This is a genomic window from Methylomonas sp. BG-2 (assembly GCF_057766305.1).
Genome location: NZ_JBYMAP010000017.1, coordinates 12,724 through 29,162, shown reverse-complemented (window position 1 = coordinate 29,162; position 16,439 = coordinate 12,724). Strand labels below are relative to the sequence as shown.

The window sequence follows — 16,439 nt, the reverse complement described above, 5'->3', positions numbered from 1 at the left end:
GTGGTGTTAAAAGCGCTTGGAAAAAGTCACCCTTGGGTACGCCGATCTGGCGCATAGTAGCCGGCTGCTTATGCTTTATCGTCAGCAAAATTGCACGGATGTGGGGATTGCCGTTACGATTCGGCGTGTACATCGGCATTGCCGGGTTGCGCGAGCTTAGGGTCAACCTCGATAGGTTGTCGAATCTGGCGGACCAAGCCCGGTATCAAGCCAAGCAAATCGGGCGCCACAAAGCGTGCCGCCTCGCGGAATAACGGCAACGGCAAACGAGAGTCGCGTCTCGCGCTAAACTTACTCGGTCCGACTCGACTTGTGTTCGTGCCGTCGTGGTGAATTTGGCATGAACCGATTCGATAGCCCGCGGTTAGCGGAATTGTACCGGTGGTTTGATCGGTGACAATTTCAGCGGATTTTCCGGCGATGTTATCGGTGCTAGCATGTCGGCGCTTAGTCATCGTTGCCAACTCAAACCCAAGGATGCCATGAATTCGGATATTTTCAGCAAGCTGCATATCGACGTCGCTCGCAACTCCACCGACGACTTCAACCTGTTTCACGACAGCAAGAAGTGGGGCCGGATCAGCCGAAACCCGTTCGCCGGCCCGATTGTGATGGGGTTTCAATTGGAATCGCTGGTCGAGGGCAAAGTGGCGGATCTCCGCCGCGATAATGGCGAGGAGCGCTTGATTGCCGAGCAGGGTCTACATTTCAGCAATTACCAGTTTACCTTCGCCAACGCGGTCAAGCCCGGTCAACGAGTGACGGTCGAGATCAAACAGTCTCAATTCAAACTCGAGCCCGAGCCGGTGCTGAGCAACCGGATCGCGGTCAAGGCCGATGGCGCTCTGGCGTTGATGGGGTTTAAAAAGGAAACCGCCCGGCCGTTGGTGGCGGCCCAGCCGGATTTGCATGGCATCGGCGAAATGCGGATCCAACCGGACCGTTGTTTCCTGCCGAACGGCTATTTCCTGAAACGCAAATTCATGATGAACAGCAACGCCAAGAATTTTCTGTGCGGCTCATTGCGGGATCAATCGGATTACATCGACGAAATTCAGGATGTCGTGGGTTTTCCGGAGCTGTTCCCTTGCGCGCTGTTGTCTAGTGCCTTATTGGAAAAGGCATTGAAATGGCAGCACGACTTCGAGCGCAATCCGATGGTGTATACCTCGCACAAAATCAGCATCGACCGCCGTCTGCTGGCCGAGTTACGCAGTAACGACGCCTTGCACATTCTGATCAAGCCGGCCGCCAATTGCGCCGAACACGACTTCGGCGATTTGCGCGCCACGCCGCTGGACTACGAATGTTACGGCTTATTTCGGGCCGACAACGCCTTGTTGTTCAGCGCCGAAATTTCGCTGGTCCCGCTGGAAACCATCTTGCGGGCCATGGCCGCTTCCGCTTGACGCGATTGACGTCCGACTCTATTTCACCTCCCCTAGGAAATTCGATGAAGTCTTTGTTTGCGATGTTGCCGCTGCTGGCGTTGATCGGCTGCGAGCAAGCGGTCCCGCCGCCGCCGCCGCCCAGACCGGCATTGGTGACGACGGTCGGCGACCGCACCGCCGAGGCGCCGACCACCTTGGTCGGCGAGGTTCGTTCACGTTACGAAAGCGTGCAAGGATTCAGGATCGCCGGCAAGGTTATCGAACGCAACGTCGATGTCGGTGCCGTGGTCGCCGCCGGTCAGATGTTGGCGAAGCTGGATGCCGTCGATACCGGATTGTCCACCCAAGCCGCCCAAGCCGAGGTGCGCGCCGCCGAGGCCGATCTGGCACTGGCTCAAGCCGAATTGGACCGGCAGCGGCAACTGCATGCCAGCAAGTTTATTTCCAATCAGGCTCTGGATATTCAGGAAGCCCAATACAAGGCCGCCGCGGCTCGCGCCAAGCAGGCGCGCGCCCAGGCCGCCGTGACCGGCAACCAGTCGCGCTATACCCATCTATTGGCCGAGCGGGATGGCGTGGTCACCGAGATCCGCGCCGAGCCGGGACAGGTTGTCGCGGCCGGCGAACCCATCGTTCGGATCGCGGTGGCCGAAGCCAAGGAAGTGGCGATCGCGGTACCCGAGTCGCGGATGGCCGGAATTGCGGTCGATACGCCGGCCGAAGTCCGCTTGTGGGCCTATCCGGGGGTGACTTATCAAGGCCGGGTCAGGGAAGTGGCGCCGGCTGCCGACAGCGCCACCCGCACCTTCCAGGTTCGGGTGGCGCTGTCGAATGCCGACGGGGCGGTGCGCTTGGGCATGACCGCCGGGGTGCGTTTTTACCGGCAAGACACGGCCGCTTATTTGCTGCCGACGCCGGCGTTGACCGAGCGGGACGGCCGGGCGGTGGTTTGGGTCGTCAATCCCGCCAACGGCGAAGTGCGGCCCAGGTCGGTCCAAGCCGGCGATTACCGTGAGGACGGCGTGCTGATCCTGCAAGGCTTGCAAAGCGGGGAGCAAGTCGTCGCGGTCGGTGTGCAGACCCTGGTGCCGGGCCAGATCGTCAGACCGGTGCCGCTGCGGAGTCGGCCATGAAGGGATTCAACCTGTCCGAGTGGGCCTTGCGCCACCCGGCGCTGGTGCTGTACGCGATGCTGGTAATGACGTTGGTCGGGATGGCGTCCTATACCAAGCTGGGGCAATCCGAGGATCCGCCGTTTACCTTCAAAATCATGGTGATAAGGACCGGTTGGCCTGGGGCTAGCGCCGAAGAGGTCGAGCATCAGGTGACCGATAAACTCGAAAAAAAACTCCAGGAAGTGCCGTGGCTGGATACCTTGCGCAGCTACTCCCGCGCCGGCGAATCGTTGATATTTCTGTCGGCCCTGGATTCGACGCCGCCCAGTGAAGTCCCCAATATTTTTTATCAGGCGCGGAAAAAGGTTGGCGATATTCGTTATACCTTGCCCGACGGCGTCGAAGGGCCAACCTTTAACGACGAATTCGGCGATGTCTACGGCAATTTATATGCGTTGACCGGGCCGGGTTACGACTATGCCGAACTGAAGCGGCACGCCGAAACGGTACGCGCCGAATTGTTGCGGGTGCCGGACGTCGTCAAGGTGGATTTTTTCGGCGAGCAAAAACAGCGGATCTACATCGATTTGTCGAATGCCAAGTTGGCGACGATGGGTATCGATGCGGTCAGTATGTTGCAGACCCTGCAGGCCCAAAATCTGGTGACCGGCAGCGGCAGCTTCGACTCGCCCGACGAGCATATCCGGATCGCCGTATCCGGTCGCTACGACCAGTTGGAGGCCTTGCGGGACGTTAGGCTCCGGGTCAACAACCACGAATTTCGCCTTGGCGACGTTGCGACGATCGGCAGGGGCTACGAAGATCCGCCCAAGGACAAGGTGCGTTTTAACGGTCAAGAATCCTTGCTGCTCGGTGTCGCCATGCGCAACGGCGGCGACATCATTCGACTGGGCAAGGCTCTGGACGCCGCCGCCACCCGGATTCAAGGCCAATTACCGGTCGGTCTGGATCTGCATTCGGTTTCGTCACAACCCAAGGCGGTGCAGCGCTCGGTCAACGAATTCGTCAAATCGCTGACCGAAGCGGTCGTGATCGTGTTGGCGGTCAGTTTGTTGTCGCTGGGATTGCGTACCGGCATCGTCGTCGCGATCAGTATACCGGTGGTATTGGCAATCACCTTTTGGATCATGCATTTGTTCGGCGTCGGCTTGCATAAGATTTCGTTGGGCGCGTTGATTTTGGCGTTGGGCTTGCTGGTGGACGATGCCATTATCGCGGTCGAAATGATGGCGTCCAAAATGGAACAGGGTTGGGAGCGTACCCGGGCGGCGGCCTTTGCCTATACCTCGACCGCAATGCCGATGCTCAGCGGTACCTTGGTCACCGCCGCCGGATTTTTGCCGATCGCTACAGCAGAATCCTCGACCGGCGAATACACCCGCTCGATTTTCCAAGTGGTGGTGATTGCGTTGTTGGTGTCCTGGGTGGCGGCGGTGGTGTTTGTACCCTATCTGGGATTTCGGCTATTGCCGAATTACCGAGACCGCCACTCCCGGCCGTCGGTGTTTTCCCGTTGGCTGGCGCGCGCCGGAATCGGCACCGAGCCGACCAGTCACGACGATTTATACCAAACGCCTTTCTATCGACGGTTTCGCGGTCTGGTGGCCGGTTGCGTCACCCATCGTTGGTTGGTGATTACGGTGACGTTGGCGATGTTTGGCGGCGCGATCGCCGGCTTCAAATTCGTGCAACAACAATTTTTTCCGGATTCAACCCGTCCCGAACTCATCGTGGATCTGCGTTTGGCCGAAGGCGTGTCTTACGCGGCGACCGAAGCCGAGGTGAAAAAACTGGAAGCTTGGTTGAGCCGGCAAACCGGCATCGAAAACTATGTGGCTTATGTGGGCAACGGCAGTCCGCGCTTTTATCTGCCGTTGGATCAACAGTTGCCACAGCGTAACTTCGCTCAATTCGTGGTTTTGACTCAGGGCCCGGCGGAACGCGAGGCGTTGCGGCTTCGGTTGATTCAATTGTTCGAGCAGGATTTCCCCCATTTGCGGGGCAGCGTGCTGCGTTTGGAAAACGGACCCCCGGTCGGTTTTCCGGTGCAGTTTCGGGTATCCGGACCGGATTTGAGTGAACTGCGTCGTTTGGCTAGGCAGGTGGCCGATACGATGCGCGCCAACCACTATTTATCGAATGTGCAATTGGATTGGGATGAACCGGTCAAAGTGGTTCGGGTTGACGTCGATCAGTCCAAGGCGCGCTTGCTAGGCATCGGGTCCAACGATATCGCCAATCTGATCAATGGGGCGTTGCAAGGTTTATACGTCACGGAATTTCGCGAGGACATCGAGCGCATCGATTTGTTGATTCGCGGTACCCAAGTCGAGCGCCGGCACTTGTCGCTGTTGCAGCATCTGATGTTGCCTACCGCGAGCGGGCATAGCGTGCCGTTGTCGCAGATCGCGACGCTGGAATACGGTTTCGAGGAGGGCGTAATCTGGCGGCGGAATCGCATTCCGACCGTGACGGTGCGGGCGAATTTGTACGGCGATGTCCAGGCGCCGATGATTTCGGCCAGGATCGAGGCCGATCTGGCCGAATTCAAACGCACGCTGCCGGTCGGCTATCGCTTGGAAACCGGCGGTGCGGTCGAGGAGTCGGCGAAAGGCGGCGAGTCGGTGGCCGCCGGTATGCCGCTGTTCGTCATCAGCGTCCTGACGGTATTGATGATTCAGTTGCAAAGTTTTTCCCGGGTGGCGTTGGTGGTATTAACCGCGCCGCTGGGCATGATAGGCGTGACGTTGTTCTTGTTACTGTTCCACCAACCGTTCGGCTTTGTGGCGATGTTGGGCACGATTGCGTTGTCGGGCATGATCATGCGTAATTCGGTAATCCTGGTCGATCAAATCGACCAGGATAAGGCAGCGGGATGCCGTGATTTCGATGCCGTCGTCGATTCCACGGTGCGGCGCTTCCGGCCGATCGTACTGACGGCGGCGGCGGCGATATTGGCGATGATTCCGTTGACGCGTAGCGCGTTTTTCGGCCCGATGGCGGTAGCGATCATGGGGGGATTGACTGTCGCCACGTTGCTGACGTTGCTGTTTTTGCCGGCCCTGTATGCCGCTTGGTATCGAGTCGAAATACCGGGAACTGGCGATTAGTCGCGTTTCCGGCCGCGACGGTCATTTCAATTCTTCACGGATAAACCCATTGCAGGAGCAGAACTGTTTCTTCATTGCCAGGGCGAATCAGGATGCGCGATAAAGGCTTGCGCGATCCGGCTAGGCAAGCGCAACTTAGCCGGGAGTTGGCCTGGCTCGCCGCGCCGACCTATTGGCGAGCCAATCCGCGCGCCGGTAGCGTCGTCGCCAATTTCGCCATGGCGGGGAGTCTGGCGGCGTCGCTGGGGCTTGCCTAGGTGGGCCGGAAACGTTGGCGGCACCGGTAGCGGGAACGGGTATCTGTTCGCTGCCGATTTAGGCCAGCATTGAAATCTCAACGGTAAATCGCTATTGCGCTGACTACCGCGTTCGCGGTTCTAAAAAATCGATCACCGTCTGCCGGCGACTTACTTGGATTACCAACGTGATGGCGGTCAGCGAGGCTGCGGGCTTAAATATCTGAAAAAGGCATAATGCCATTCAATTTTATCATTAAAATGCCGGCCGTCAGCGCTGGCATAATGTCCGCGCTTATCTGAATTAACGAAATAGAAGGCCGGAAATTATGAATTTAATGTATACCCTGTCGGGTTTTGTGGTCGGTTTGCTCGTGGGAGTGACCGGCGTCGGTGGCGGTTCGCTGATGACGCCGCTGTTGGTGTTCCTGTTTGGCTTCAAGCCGGCTGTCGCGGTCGGTACCGATCTGTTATACGCGGCGATCACCAAAACCGCTGGCGTGTTCGTCCATCACGGCAAGCACAAGTCGGTGGATTGGCGCATCGTCGGTTGGCTCGCGCTGGGTAGCCTGCCGTTCGCCGGCATGACGCTTTACGTGCTGAAAAACCTGATGGCGGTCGGCAAGGAAACCACCGGCATGATTACTTTCACGTTGGGCGTGGCTTTGTTGCTGACGGCCTGCGCACTGCTGGTGCGTAGCTGGTTGCTACGTCATTCGGTGAAAGAGGAAATCGACGACGAACACAGCAATCAGGATAACAGCGGCCGGTTTTCGCCGAGATGGGAGCGATTTGCCACGGTGTTGACCGGTGCGATATTGGGCGTGTTGGTGACTCTGTCATCGGTCGGGGCTGGCGCGCTGGGCACCGTCGCGCTGCTGTTTCTATATCCGAGAATGACGACGCTGAAAATTGTCGGCACCGATCTGGCGCACGCGATTCCATTGACGGCCGTGGCAGGTCTTGGGCATTTGAGTCTCGGAAACTTTGATTTGCAATTGCTGTTGAGCTTGTTGGCCGGATCGCTGCCGGGCATCTGGCTGGGTAGCCACTTGAGCGCGAAAATTCCGGAACATTATTTGCGGCCGGCTTTGGCCACCTTGTTGCTCGTGATCGGTTTGAAATTCGTCATGCAATAAGCGTTGTCCAGCCTGATCGACATCGAAAGCTCTGATTTTTATTGATAAGCTCAAGCGGCGTTTGGCATACCGCCTAAGGCATAGGGCCGTTCCGCCAGGATATGAGACGATTTGACCCATCCCGGTGGTCATAGGATCGAGCTTTGCCAATGACCCAAATTGCAGCGCGCTCGGTGACAGGTCGGCTCGCAAAAGTAGGTTGGACCTGTAACTTGGGCTGGGCGAGCTATTAAATGTCGCTGAAAGTCTGGTAGGCATTGGCCGCCCCAACGCCGGGACGGGTGTCAAGCCTGACTGAGTGGCGGGATCGCCGGCTCTAAACGAGGGCCGGCGATTTGCTAGCTGGCGGGAGAGACGCTATTCGGCGGAACGCGAGGCGCGTTTGCGGTCGTTTTCGGACAGCAGTTTTTTACGCAGGCGTATCGATTGCGGCGTGACTTCGACCAGCTCGTCCTCGTCAATGAATTCCAGGGCCTGTTCCAGCGTCATTTTTTGGATGCGGGTCAGGATCAGGTTTTCATCGGTACCGGCGGCGCGGATGTTGGTCAGCTGCTTGGCCTTGGTCGGGTTGACCACCAAATCGTTGGCGCGCGAGTGTATGCCGACCAGCATGCCTTCGTAGACTTCGTCGGCATGCACGATGAACAACTCGCCGCGTTCCTGAAGGGCGAACAGCGCGTAGGCCAGTGCCTTGCCTTGCACCATCGATACCAGCACGCCGCGCTTGCGCACGCCGAAAGTGCCCGGTTTGACTGGTCCGTAATGGTCGAAGACGTGGTAGAACAAGCCGGAACCGGACGTGGCGGTCATGAATTCGGTTTGAAAGCCGATCAGGCCGCGCGACGGCACCATGTACTCCAGGCGGATACGGCCCTTGCCGTCCGGAACCATGTTCAGCAAATCGCCCTTGCGTTCGCCGAGTTTCTCCATGATAGCGCCTTGATGTTCGTCTTCCACTTCGATGGTGACCATTTCGAACGGCTCGGTGGTGACGCCGTCTTCTTCCTTGAAAATTACTTCAGGCCGAGAAACGCCCAACTCGAAGCCTTCGCGACGCATGTTTTCGATTAAGATCGACAAATGCAATTCGCCGCGGCCGGATACTTTAAATTTGTCCGGATCGCTGGTGTCTTCAACCCGCAATGCGACGTTGTGCTGCAACTCCTTGTGCAACCGATCGCGTATTTGCCGCGACGTGACGAATTTGCCTTCCTTGCCGGCGAACGGCGAGTTGTTGACCTGGAAGGTCATGCTGACGGTCGGTTCGTCGACTTTCAGCGGCGGCAGGGCTTCGACCGCGTCCTGCTGACATAAGGTGTCGGAGATTTCCAGTTTATCGATGCCGGTGAACGCGATGATGTCGCCGGCTTGGGCTTGCGGCACTTCGATGCGCTCCAGGCCTTTGAAGCCGAAGATTTGCAGCATTCGGCCGTTGCGGGTGGCGCCTTCGCGATTGATCAACGTCAGCGGTTGGTTGGTTTTCACGCTGCCGCGTTGAATGCGGCCGATGCCGATCACGCCGACGTAGCTGTTGTAGTCCAGACTGATGACCTGCATTTGGAACGGGCCGTCGATATTGACCGGCGGCGGACTCACTTTGTCGACGATGGTCTGAAACAACGGCGTCATGTCGCCGCCCTCGACCGTGCTTTCCAAGTCCAGACCCGCATAACCCTTCAGCGCCGAGGCATATACAATCGGGAAATCCAATTGTTCGTCGGTGGCGCCGAGGCGGTCGAACAAGTCGAAGGTTTGGTCGATGACCCAGTCCGGGCGGGCGCCGGGACGATCAACCTTGTTGATGACGACGATGGGTTTCAAGCCTAGCGCAAAGGCTTTCTGAGTTACGAAGCGGGTTTGCGGCATGGGGCCGTCCACGGCATCGACCAGCAGCAACACGCAATCGACCATGGACAGTACCCGTTCCACTTCGCCGCCGAAGTCGGCGTGGCCCGGGGTGTCGACGATGTTGATGTGGTAGCCGTTCCAATCGATCGCGGTATTCTTCGCCAGAATGGTGATCCCGCGTTCCTTTTCCAGCGCGTTGGAATCCATCACCCGCTCGTCGACTTTTTCGTGAGCGTCGAAGGTGCCGGATTGTTGCAGCAATTGGTCGACGAGGGTGGTTTTGCCATGGTCAACGTGAGCGATGATGGCGATGTTTCTAAGTTTTTCTATCACAGGATTGTCGGATTTTTAGAGAATAGGGAAATCGATGCGGGTGGAGGCGCTAGCCTCGATACTGAAAAACGCTTGCGACGGCTTAGCTTTGTTCCCAGGGCAGGCCGTGGAAACGCCAGCCGCCGAGTTTGCCGCGGTGTTTTTGTTCGTCCAAAGGCCCTTCGAAGCCTTCCAGGATGTTGACCAAATGTTGGTAGCCGACCGCTTCCAGGGCTTTGGCGGCTTCGACCGAACGTACGCCGCTGCGGCATAGCAATAAAATCGGCGCCGATCGGTCCGGGGCGTGTTGTTGTACCTGCTCTACGAAGGTTGGGTTGAGTTGCATGCCGGGGAATTCCTTCCAGGCGATGTGTATCGCTTTGGGCGGATGGCCGACGAAACCGTGTTCGATCGCGGTTCTAACGTCGATCAGTACCGCGGAGGGGTTTTCCTGCAGCAAGGCCCAGGCTTGTTTGGGGTCGAGATTGTCTATCATGGTGTCGAGTCAAAGTTTGGTATTCTGTCCGATGAAGGCCGCTTCGTTGCGTGGTCCGCGCCGCAAGTCGCCGGTGCGGGCGTATTCCCGGTAATATACGGGCGTTAGCGGGGCAAACAGTTGCAACAATTCGTTGCGGTTCAGCAGGAAAGCGGGGTTGCTGGGGCCGATCGGGTCCGGTTTGTCGCGGATAAAGGTTTGATAAAACAACAAGCCTTCAGGCTTCAAGGCCGTCATTATCGCATTACACAGGGTACGGTCAAGAAAACGACTGATGACAATCACATCGAATAGCTGATTGCGCAGGCTGTCGGCTTCGATATGGCATGGCCGGCAGGTGATGTCGAGCGATCTGAGTTTGGCGTGGGCTGCCAGTATTTCCAGTGCGCGGGCGGAAATGTCCCAGGCTTGGACGCGCAGGCCCTGCTCGGCCAAAAACAACGCATTTCCGCCCAATCCGCAAGCCAGATCCAGCGCCGACCCCGAGGTCGGTAACAGGAAGGGGTGTTCAGCCAGTACTTCGGTTGGAGGTCCTGGTTGGTGCGTGGCTTGATAAATCGCGTCCCATTTTGCTTGCAGTTCGTTCATGGCGGGTCCATGCCGATGCGATGCGGCAGCCAAGCTTGGATAAAATCCAGGAAGGATCGTACTTTGGCCGACAAATATTTACGGTGCGGATAAACCGCGTAAATTTCCAGTGGGGTAATGCCGTATTGCTCCATCACCACTTGCAAACGCCCTTGTTCGATGTCACGGCCGACGATGTAGCGCGGCAGCATGATCAGGCCGAGGCCGTTGACGGCGGCATTGCGGATCGGATCGGCCATATTGGCTTGCATCCGGCCGGTCACGGTCACCGTCCGTTCGCCGAGAATGCCTTTGAAGCGCCATTTGTTGCGTGGCGGAATCGCCCAGTTGATCAGGCAGCTATGGTCATCCAAGTCTTCCGGATCCTGCGGCGTGCCGTGTAGTTTCAAGTATTCCGGCGAAGCGCAAACCACCAAGGATGAGGTGGCGATCTTACGCGCGACCAAGCTGGTGTCGTTAAGTTGGCCCAGGTAAATCGCCAGATCGACACCTTCGTCGATCAAGTCCACCTGGCCGCCCTTGAGCACCATATCGACCGACAGGTCGGGGTAATTCTTCAGGTATTCGGTCAGTCCGGGCGATATATGGCTGGCACCGATGACCGGTGGCGCCAGGATTTTCAACATGCCGCGTGGTTCGGTTTGCAAATGGGTGACCGCCGACTCCATCTCAGCCACGTCCAATAACACTTGCTGGCAGCGTTCCAGATACGCTTCGCCGGCCTCGGTCAGGCTGAGGCTGCGGGTGGTGCGGTTGAACAAGCGGGTGTTCAATTCACTTTCGAGCTGCATGATGTGTTTGGTGGCCATCGCCCTGGAAATGTCCAAGTCCTTGGCGGCGCCGGCAAAGCTGCCTGCTTTGGCGACGCGCACAAATACATTCATGCTGGTCAATTTATCCATCGAAACCTCCTAGGTCGGCTAATGGGATAAGCGCGAGTAGGCGCTAATTGTTTCTCGAATGGATACAATTTATTTAATAAATTCCGAATTGTAAACTTTTTTTTGTCCTGTATAGTATGCGGCAACTGAAGAGCAAACAGATTGAATCTTGTCAAGCGCAAGATGAAGAGGAGATGAAAGTAATGCAAGACATGAAAAAAGATATTCTGGTCGGTACTTTGTTTTTCGCCGGTATTTGGAACTTTATGTCCGGTTTGTTTTTGATCTCCACGGTTTTGTTTGCGGCGACGTCGATGTTTAGCAATATGTCCAAAGCTCAGTCCAACGGCTGATTCCGAATTTGTAACTACCTCCTGGTGTTGTAATAACGAGCGGTAACCTCCTTCTTAAGCACTCCGCTTGGTTTTTTGCCTTCCACCGCGCAAGCGCTGGGAGGTTTTTTTTGCCCGACGGTTTTTGCAGCGGTCGTGTTATGATTTTGGCTTTAACATGTCAGGCACTGGGTTAATGAGCGACGTTCTGCACCAACTTGCCGAAGTTCTCGAACAGCGCAAGCAACAATCCGCCGATCAGTCTTATGTGGCGAGTTTGTACGCTAAAGGTCTGGATCAAATACTGAAAAAGATCGGCGAGGAAGCCACCGAGACGGTCATGGCCGGTAAAGACGGCGATCCCGAAAAGATCGTCTATGAAGTCGCCGATCTGTGGTTTCACAGTATGGTTTTGCTGGCGCATCAAGGGCTGGGGCCGGACGCGGTGTTGAACGAGTTGCGCCGGCGTTTCGGGTTGTCCGGCCTGCAGGAAAAAGCACAGCGTCAATCTTCACAAACGAATTAATTAGGAGCGAGCTATGGGCTTCAGTATTCCACATTTGTTAGTGGTCTTGGTGATTGTGGTCTTGGTCTTCGGCACCAAGCGCTTGAAAAACGTCGGTGCCGATTTGGGCGAGGCGATCAAGGGTTTTCGTTCTGCGGTCAAGGAAGGCGGCGAATCCGAAAAGTCGTTGGCCAAGGACGATGGCGAGACGCTGGAGGGCGAAGTGACCCGCAAAGAAAAAGATCAGGCCTAAGCCGTGTTCGAAGTCGGTTTTTCCGAGTTGCTGATGATAGGGCTGGTGGCTTTATTGGTGCTGGGGCCCGAAAAACTGCCCAAGGCCGCGCGGATTGCCGGCTTATGGGTGGGCAAGGCGCGTAGCGTCATCTCGACCGCCAAGGCGGAAATCAAACAGGAGCTGCAAGCCGAGGAAATGCGGCAATTATTGCAACAGCGAATCGGAACCGACGAATTGCAACAGGCCTTGAGAGACACCCAGTCCGCAGTGGACGACATCAATTTTAGCTTGCAGGCGCCGACCGAGACCGATCAGCCCAATGACCCGCCCAAATCCGCAGGATAGCGAACAATCTTTTTTCAGTCATCTCGTCGAATTGCGCGACCGCCTGCTCAAGGTGGTGTTGTGCGTGCTGATGGTGTTCATCGGCACGGCCAGTTACGCCAACGAGATTTATGCCTACCTGGCGGAACCGCTGTTGGCGCACATGCCTAAAAACAGCTCGATGATCGCCATCGATGTCGCCTCGCCATTCTTTACGCCGTTCAAGCTGGCTTTCGTAGTCGCGGTATTCGCGGCGATTCCGTTCATTCTCTATCAGTTTTGGGGCTTCGTTGCGCCGGGTTTATATCGCCACGAAAAGCTGATGGTCTTGCCGCTGCTGGTTGCCAGTACGCTGTTGTTTTACGGCGGCGCGGCATTTGCCTACTTTTTGGTGTTTCCTCTCGTGTTCGGTTATTTGACCGCCACCGCTCCGGTTGGGGTGGCCGTGATGACCGACATCGCTACCTACCTCGACTTCGTCCTCGGGATGTTTTTTGCGTTCGGCGTCTGCTTCGAAGTGCCGATCTTCACGATCGTGCTGGTTTGGGCCGGTATCGTTTCGCCGGAGAGTTTGGCCGAAAAGCGGCCTTACGTGATCGTCGGCGTATTTGTGATCGCGATGTTTCTGACTCCGCCGGATGCCTTGTCGCAGACCTTGTTGGCGGTACCGATGTGGATGTTGTTCGAGTCCGGGCTGTTGTTTTCCCGATTGTTCGTCGGTAAACGGGGCGATCAGGCGTCATGACGACGATCGCCGAGCGTTTCACGGCGGTCACTACCGAATTGCGTGCCGCCGAGGTCGCCGCCGGCCGGCCGGCCGGTTGCGTGCGGTTGTTGGCGGTCAGCAAGACCAAGCCGGCCGCCGAAGTGGCTGCCGCGTATCGCTGGGGGCAGCGCCATTTCGGTGAAAATTATCTGCAGGAAGCTTTGGTTAAACAGCAGGCGCTGTCGGCGTTCGCGATCTCCTGGCATTTCATCGGACCGATTCAATCCAATAAGACCAAGCCGATCGCCCGGCATTTCGCCTGGGTGCATAGCGTCGATCGGCTGAAAATTGCCGAGCGCCTCAGTGAGCAGCGCCCGGATTACCTGCCGCCGTTGAACATTTGTCTGCAAGTCAATATCAGCGGCGAGGCCAGTAAATCCGGCGTGGCGCTGGCCGAGCTGCCGGCGTTGGCCGAACAAGTGGCGCGGCTGCCCCGGTTGAGGCTGCGCGGCGTAATGGCCATACCCGAGCCGCAAACCGACTACGCCGCGCAATGTCGGCCTTACCGCTCGCTTCATTTAGCCGTTCGGGCGCTGAATCGGCCCGGACTGGATACCTTGTCCTACGGGATGAGCGGCGATTTGCGGGCCGCGGTCGCCGAAGGCTCGACGTTGGTACGCATCGGTACGGCCTTGTTCGGCGAGCGTCCTAGCCATCGTTAGGGTTTTCGTGGATAATGGCGAACATTTTTCGACGAATCCGCATCGACCGACGCAATGAAACAAACGCTGGAATCCCTGTTACACCACTCCGTTAACGCACTGAAAGCGGAAGGCCTACTCGACAGCGATTTCGACGTTCAAATCAATCTGGAGCGGACCAAGGACGCCCTGCACGGCGACTTCGCAACCAATTTGGCGATGTTGCTGGCCAAGCCAGCCAAATCCAATCCCAGAGCCTTGGCCGAGAAAATCGTGGCTAATTTGCCGGCCGATGCCTTAGTCAGCAAGGTCGAGATCGCCGGCCCCGGCTTCATCAATTTTTTCATCAATCCCGATAGTCAGTTCGAGATCGTCAAGCAAGTCTTGGCAGCCGGTGCCGGTTTCGGCTTGAGCAAAATCGGTGCCGGTCAGCGGGTGCAGGTTGAGTTCGTGTCGGCCAATCCGACCGGGCCCTTGCATGTCGGGCACGGGCGGGGCGCCGCCTACGGTTCGGCGGTGGCCGATCTGCTCGAAGCCGCCGGCTTCGAGGTCGAACGCGAATATTACGTCAACGATGCCGGCCGGCAGATGGATATTCTGGCGACCAGCGTCTGGTTGCGCTATCTGGAGAACTGCGGCGAAGTGTTGACCTTCCCGAGCAACGGCTACAGAGGCGAATACGTTCGCGACATCGCCGCGAATCTGCACCGTAACGCCGGCGATGCTTACCGCCGGCCAGTAGAGCAAATTTTGGCGGATTTGCCGGCCGACGAACCGCAAGGTGGCGATAAGGAAAAGCATATCGACGCGTTGATCGAGCGCACCAAAAGCCTGTTGGGCGCCGCGGCTTACGGCGCGGTGTTCGACACCGGCCTGAACGAGATACTGGCCGACATCCGGGACGATCTGGAAGAATTCGGCGTCGGTTACCAGCGCTGGTTTTCCGAGCGCTCGCTGATGGACGACCAGTCGGTACAAACCGCATTGAAGCGCTTGGACGACGCCGGGTATTTGTACCAGCAAGACGGCGCGACCTGGTTTGCATCCAGCCGGCTCGGCGACGAGAAGGATAGAGTGGTGGTGCGCGACAACGGCCAGACCACCTATTTCGCCTCCGATATTGCCTACCACATGAACAAATTGGATCGCGGGTTCGACCGGATCGTCAACATTTGGGGCGCCGACCACCACGGTTACATCCCCAGGGTGCGGGCGGCGATGCAAGCGCTGGGTGCCGACGCAGCCAAATTGAAGGTGCTGCTGGTGCAATTTGCGGTGTTGTATCGCGGCGACGAGAAGGTGCAAATGTCCACCCGCTCCGGCGAGTTCGTCACGCTGCGCCAGCTTCGTAACGAAGTCGGCAAGGATGCCTGCCGCTTTTTCTACGTGATGCGCAAATCCGAACAGCACATGGATTTCGACCTGAAATTGGCCACCTCTAAAACCAACGAAAACCCGGTGTATTACGTGCAATACGCGCATGCCAGAGTGTGCAGCGTGTTAAGGCAGTTGGATGAAAAAGGCCGTCGCCGCGATCCGCAACTCGGAATGGCGAATCTGAATTTGCTGGCCGAGGAACAGGAAAGCGCGTTGCTGACCAGCTTGGCCAAGTACCCGGAGGTATTGGAAAAGGCCGCCGTTCAGTATGAACCTCATCAATTGATCCATTACTTGCGTGAACTGGCCAACCAGTTTCACGCCTATTACAACGCCCACCAATTCCTGGTCGATGACGAGCGCTTATGCAACGCGCGTTTGAATTTGATTTGCGCGGTCAAACAGGTGCTGGTCAATGGCTTGACCTTGCTGAAAATCAACGCGCCAGAAGCGATGTAAATGGCCAGAGATTACAAACACCGCGTACAGTCGGCCAGTTATGCCAACAGCCGGAGACGGCCCCAGAAAAAAGGGGTGGCGCCGTGGCGTTGGTTGGTGGTGATCGGTCTGGTCGCGGCTTTTGTGGTGTTTTTGAACATGATCCGCAAAATGGTGCCGGAACTGACCGCCGCCAAGCCGGAGTCGGCGACGCCGCCAGCCGCCGAGATCGTCAAGCGCGAATTGCCGGTGCAAGCGCCGGCGCCGGCCAAGGCCGATTCGAAAGAGACCAGGCCCGAGGATGCCAAAGCCGAAGCGCCGCCACCGCCGGCCGAACCGGAAGAGCCGCGCTACGAGTTTTATACCATCCTGCCGCAGGCCGAAGTCGTGGTACCCGATTACGAAATCAAGACTCGGGTGCGCGAGCAGTTGGTCGGCAAGACCAAGGTCGCCAAATACGTCATGCAGGCCGGTTCGTTCCGCGAGGCGGCCGAGGCCGAGCGGCACAAGGCTAAATTGGCGTTGTTGGGGATAGAATCTCGGGTCGAGAAAGCCAAGGTCGGCGAAACCATCTGGCATCGCGTCAAGATCGGCCCCTATGACAACCCGGCCAGCGTATCGACGATCAAGGAGCTGCTGCAGAAAAACGGCATCGGCGTGATCGTTACCGAGAACGGCCAGTAG

General features: G+C 57.4%; 18 protein-coding genes. 14 read left to right on the top strand and 4 right to left on the bottom strand.

Annotated features, from left to right (window positions below):
* The 6 genes from AC3B8H_RS03005 to AC3B8H_RS02980 all read left to right on the top strand — a co-directional run.
* Positions 1 to 254 (top strand): hypothetical protein (locus AC3B8H_RS03005; protein ID WP_488440137.1); only part of this gene is annotated, 254 nt, incomplete at its 5' end.
* 228 nt (positions 255 to 482) lie between these two features.
* The gene (locus tag AC3B8H_RS03000; protein WP_488440136.1) at positions 483 to 1,409 is read left to right on the top strand and encodes a hypothetical protein; all 927 of its coding nucleotides are present in this window, start codon (positions 483 to 485) and stop codon (positions 1,407 to 1,409) included.
* Between the two features lie 44 nt (positions 1,410 to 1,453).
* Positions 1,454 to 2,524, top strand: a complete 1,071-nt coding sequence (locus AC3B8H_RS02995; RefSeq protein WP_488440135.1) for an efflux RND transporter periplasmic adaptor subunit — start codon at positions 1,454 to 1,456, stop codon at positions 2,522 to 2,524.
* The gene (locus AC3B8H_RS02990) at positions 2,521 to 5,637 is read left to right on the top strand and encodes an efflux RND transporter permease subunit (protein ID WP_488440134.1); all 3,117 of its coding nucleotides are present in this window, start codon (positions 2,521 to 2,523) and stop codon (positions 5,635 to 5,637) included. Before AC3B8H_RS02995 ends, AC3B8H_RS02990 begins: the two co-directional genes overlap by 4 nt.
* Positions 5,638 to 5,729: 92 nt before the next feature.
* On the top strand, positions 5,730 to 5,894 hold the full coding sequence (locus tag AC3B8H_RS02985) for a hypothetical protein (RefSeq protein ID WP_488440133.1): 165 nt from the start codon (positions 5,730 to 5,732) through the stop codon (positions 5,892 to 5,894).
* 308 nt (positions 5,895 to 6,202) lie between these two features.
* Complete coding sequence (locus AC3B8H_RS02980; protein ID WP_488440132.1) at positions 6,203 to 7,012, top strand: sulfite exporter TauE/SafE family protein; 810 nt, start codon at positions 6,203 to 6,205, stop codon at positions 7,010 to 7,012.
* Positions 7,013 to 7,369: 357 nt separating this feature from the next.
* Here AC3B8H_RS02980 and typA read toward each other — a convergent pair whose 3' ends face one another.
* The 4 genes from typA to AC3B8H_RS02960 all read right to left on the bottom strand — a co-directional run bounded on the left by typA (position 7,370) and on the right by AC3B8H_RS02960 (position 11,158).
* Entirely contained in the window at positions 7,370 to 9,193 is a 1,824-nt protein-coding gene (typA, locus tag AC3B8H_RS02975) for a translational GTPase TypA (protein ID WP_488440131.1), read from the bottom strand.
* Positions 9,194 to 9,275: 82 nt separating this feature from the next.
* Complete coding sequence (locus tag AC3B8H_RS02970; protein ID WP_488440130.1) at positions 9,276 to 9,668, bottom strand: rhodanese-like domain-containing protein; 393 nt, start codon at positions 9,666 to 9,668, stop codon at positions 9,276 to 9,278.
* Between the two features lie 9 nt (positions 9,669 to 9,677).
* Positions 9,678 to 10,256, bottom strand: a complete 579-nt coding sequence (locus AC3B8H_RS02965; RefSeq protein ID WP_488440129.1) for a class I SAM-dependent methyltransferase — start codon at positions 10,254 to 10,256, stop codon at positions 9,678 to 9,680.
* Positions 10,253 to 11,158 (bottom strand): LysR family transcriptional regulator, encoded by a 906-nt coding sequence (locus AC3B8H_RS02960; RefSeq protein ID WP_488440128.1) that lies wholly within the window; start codon positions 11,156 to 11,158, stop codon positions 10,253 to 10,255. Before AC3B8H_RS02960 ends, AC3B8H_RS02965 begins: the two co-directional genes overlap by 4 nt.
* A 116-nt stretch (positions 11,159 to 11,274) precedes the next feature.
* On the opposite strand from AC3B8H_RS02960, the gene AC3B8H_RS02955 reads away from it, so the two are divergent.
* The 8 genes from AC3B8H_RS02955 (at position 11,275) to AC3B8H_RS02920 (ending at position 16,439) form a co-directional block, all read left to right on the top strand.
* Entirely contained in the window at positions 11,275 to 11,490 is a 216-nt protein-coding gene (locus AC3B8H_RS02955; protein WP_488440127.1) for a hypothetical protein, read from the top strand.
* Between the two features lie 175 nt (positions 11,491 to 11,665).
* A complete protein-coding gene (locus AC3B8H_RS02950) occupies positions 11,666 to 11,995 on the top strand; it encodes a phosphoribosyl-ATP diphosphatase (RefSeq protein ID WP_488440126.1) in 330 nt (109 codons plus the stop codon).
* A 13-nt stretch (positions 11,996 to 12,008) separates the two neighbouring features.
* On the top strand, positions 12,009 to 12,227 hold the full coding sequence (gene tatA / locus AC3B8H_RS02945; protein ID WP_488440125.1) for a Sec-independent protein translocase subunit TatA: 219 nt from the start codon (positions 12,009 to 12,011) through the stop codon (positions 12,225 to 12,227).
* 3 nt (positions 12,228 to 12,230) lie between these two features.
* Positions 12,231 to 12,554, top strand: a complete 324-nt coding sequence (gene tatB / locus AC3B8H_RS02940; protein ID WP_488440124.1) for a Sec-independent protein translocase protein TatB — start codon at positions 12,231 to 12,233, stop codon at positions 12,552 to 12,554.
* The gene (tatC, locus tag AC3B8H_RS02935) at positions 12,529 to 13,278 is read left to right on the top strand and encodes a twin-arginine translocase subunit TatC (RefSeq protein WP_488440123.1); all 750 of its coding nucleotides are present in this window, start codon (positions 12,529 to 12,531) and stop codon (positions 13,276 to 13,278) included. The genes tatB and tatC overlap by 26 nt, the downstream gene beginning before the upstream one ends.
* The gene (locus tag AC3B8H_RS02930) at positions 13,275 to 13,961 is read left to right on the top strand and encodes a YggS family pyridoxal phosphate-dependent enzyme (RefSeq protein ID WP_488440122.1); all 687 of its coding nucleotides are present in this window, start codon (positions 13,275 to 13,277) and stop codon (positions 13,959 to 13,961) included. The genes tatC and AC3B8H_RS02930 overlap by 4 nt, the downstream gene beginning before the upstream one ends.
* Positions 13,962 to 14,015: 54 nt before the next feature.
* Complete coding sequence (argS, locus tag AC3B8H_RS02925; protein WP_488440121.1) at positions 14,016 to 15,776, top strand: arginine--tRNA ligase; 1,761 nt, start codon at positions 14,016 to 14,018, stop codon at positions 15,774 to 15,776.
* On the top strand, positions 15,777 to 16,439 hold the full coding sequence (locus AC3B8H_RS02920) for an SPOR domain-containing protein (RefSeq protein WP_488440120.1): 663 nt from the start codon (positions 15,777 to 15,779) through the stop codon (positions 16,437 to 16,439).

Bases quoted from the DNA above. Each gene is read 5' to 3' on its own strand.
- AC3B8H_RS03000 (WP_488440136.1), top strand. From the start codon at position 483: ATGAATTCGGATATTTTCAGCAAGCTGCATATCGACGTCGCTCGCAAC.
- AC3B8H_RS02995 (WP_488440135.1), top strand. From the start codon at position 1,454: ATGAAGTCTTTGTTTGCGATGTTGCCGCTGCTGGCGTTGATCGGCTGC.
- AC3B8H_RS02990 (WP_488440134.1), top strand. From the start codon at position 2,521: ATGAAGGGATTCAACCTGTCCGAGTGGGCCTTGCGCCACCCGGCGCTG.
- AC3B8H_RS02985 (WP_488440133.1), top strand. From the start codon at position 5,730: ATGCGCGATAAAGGCTTGCGCGATCCGGCTAGGCAAGCGCAACTTAGC.
- AC3B8H_RS02980 (WP_488440132.1), top strand. From the start codon at position 6,203: ATGAATTTAATGTATACCCTGTCGGGTTTTGTGGTCGGTTTGCTCGTG.
- AC3B8H_RS02970 (WP_488440130.1), bottom strand. From the start codon at position 9,668: ATGATAGACAATCTCGACCCCAAACAAGCCTGGGCCTTGCTGCAGGAA.
- AC3B8H_RS02965 (WP_488440129.1), bottom strand. From the start codon at position 10,256: ATGAACGAACTGCAAGCAAAATGGGACGCGATTTATCAAGCCACGCAC.
- AC3B8H_RS02960 (WP_488440128.1), bottom strand. From the start codon at position 11,158: ATGGATAAATTGACCAGCATGAATGTATTTGTGCGCGTCGCCAAAGCA.
- AC3B8H_RS02955 (WP_488440127.1), top strand. From the start codon at position 11,275: ATGCGGCAACTGAAGAGCAAACAGATTGAATCTTGTCAAGCGCAAGAT.
- AC3B8H_RS02950 (WP_488440126.1), top strand. From the start codon at position 11,666: ATGAGCGACGTTCTGCACCAACTTGCCGAAGTTCTCGAACAGCGCAAG.
- tatA (WP_488440125.1), top strand. From the start codon at position 12,009: ATGGGCTTCAGTATTCCACATTTGTTAGTGGTCTTGGTGATTGTGGTC.
- tatC (WP_488440123.1), top strand. From the start codon at position 12,529: ATGACCCGCCCAAATCCGCAGGATAGCGAACAATCTTTTTTCAGTCAT.
- AC3B8H_RS02930 (WP_488440122.1), top strand. From the start codon at position 13,275: ATGACGACGATCGCCGAGCGTTTCACGGCGGTCACTACCGAATTGCGT.
- argS (WP_488440121.1), top strand. From the start codon at position 14,016: ATGAAACAAACGCTGGAATCCCTGTTACACCACTCCGTTAACGCACTG.
- AC3B8H_RS02920 (WP_488440120.1), top strand. From the start codon at position 15,777: ATGGCCAGAGATTACAAACACCGCGTACAGTCGGCCAGTTATGCCAAC.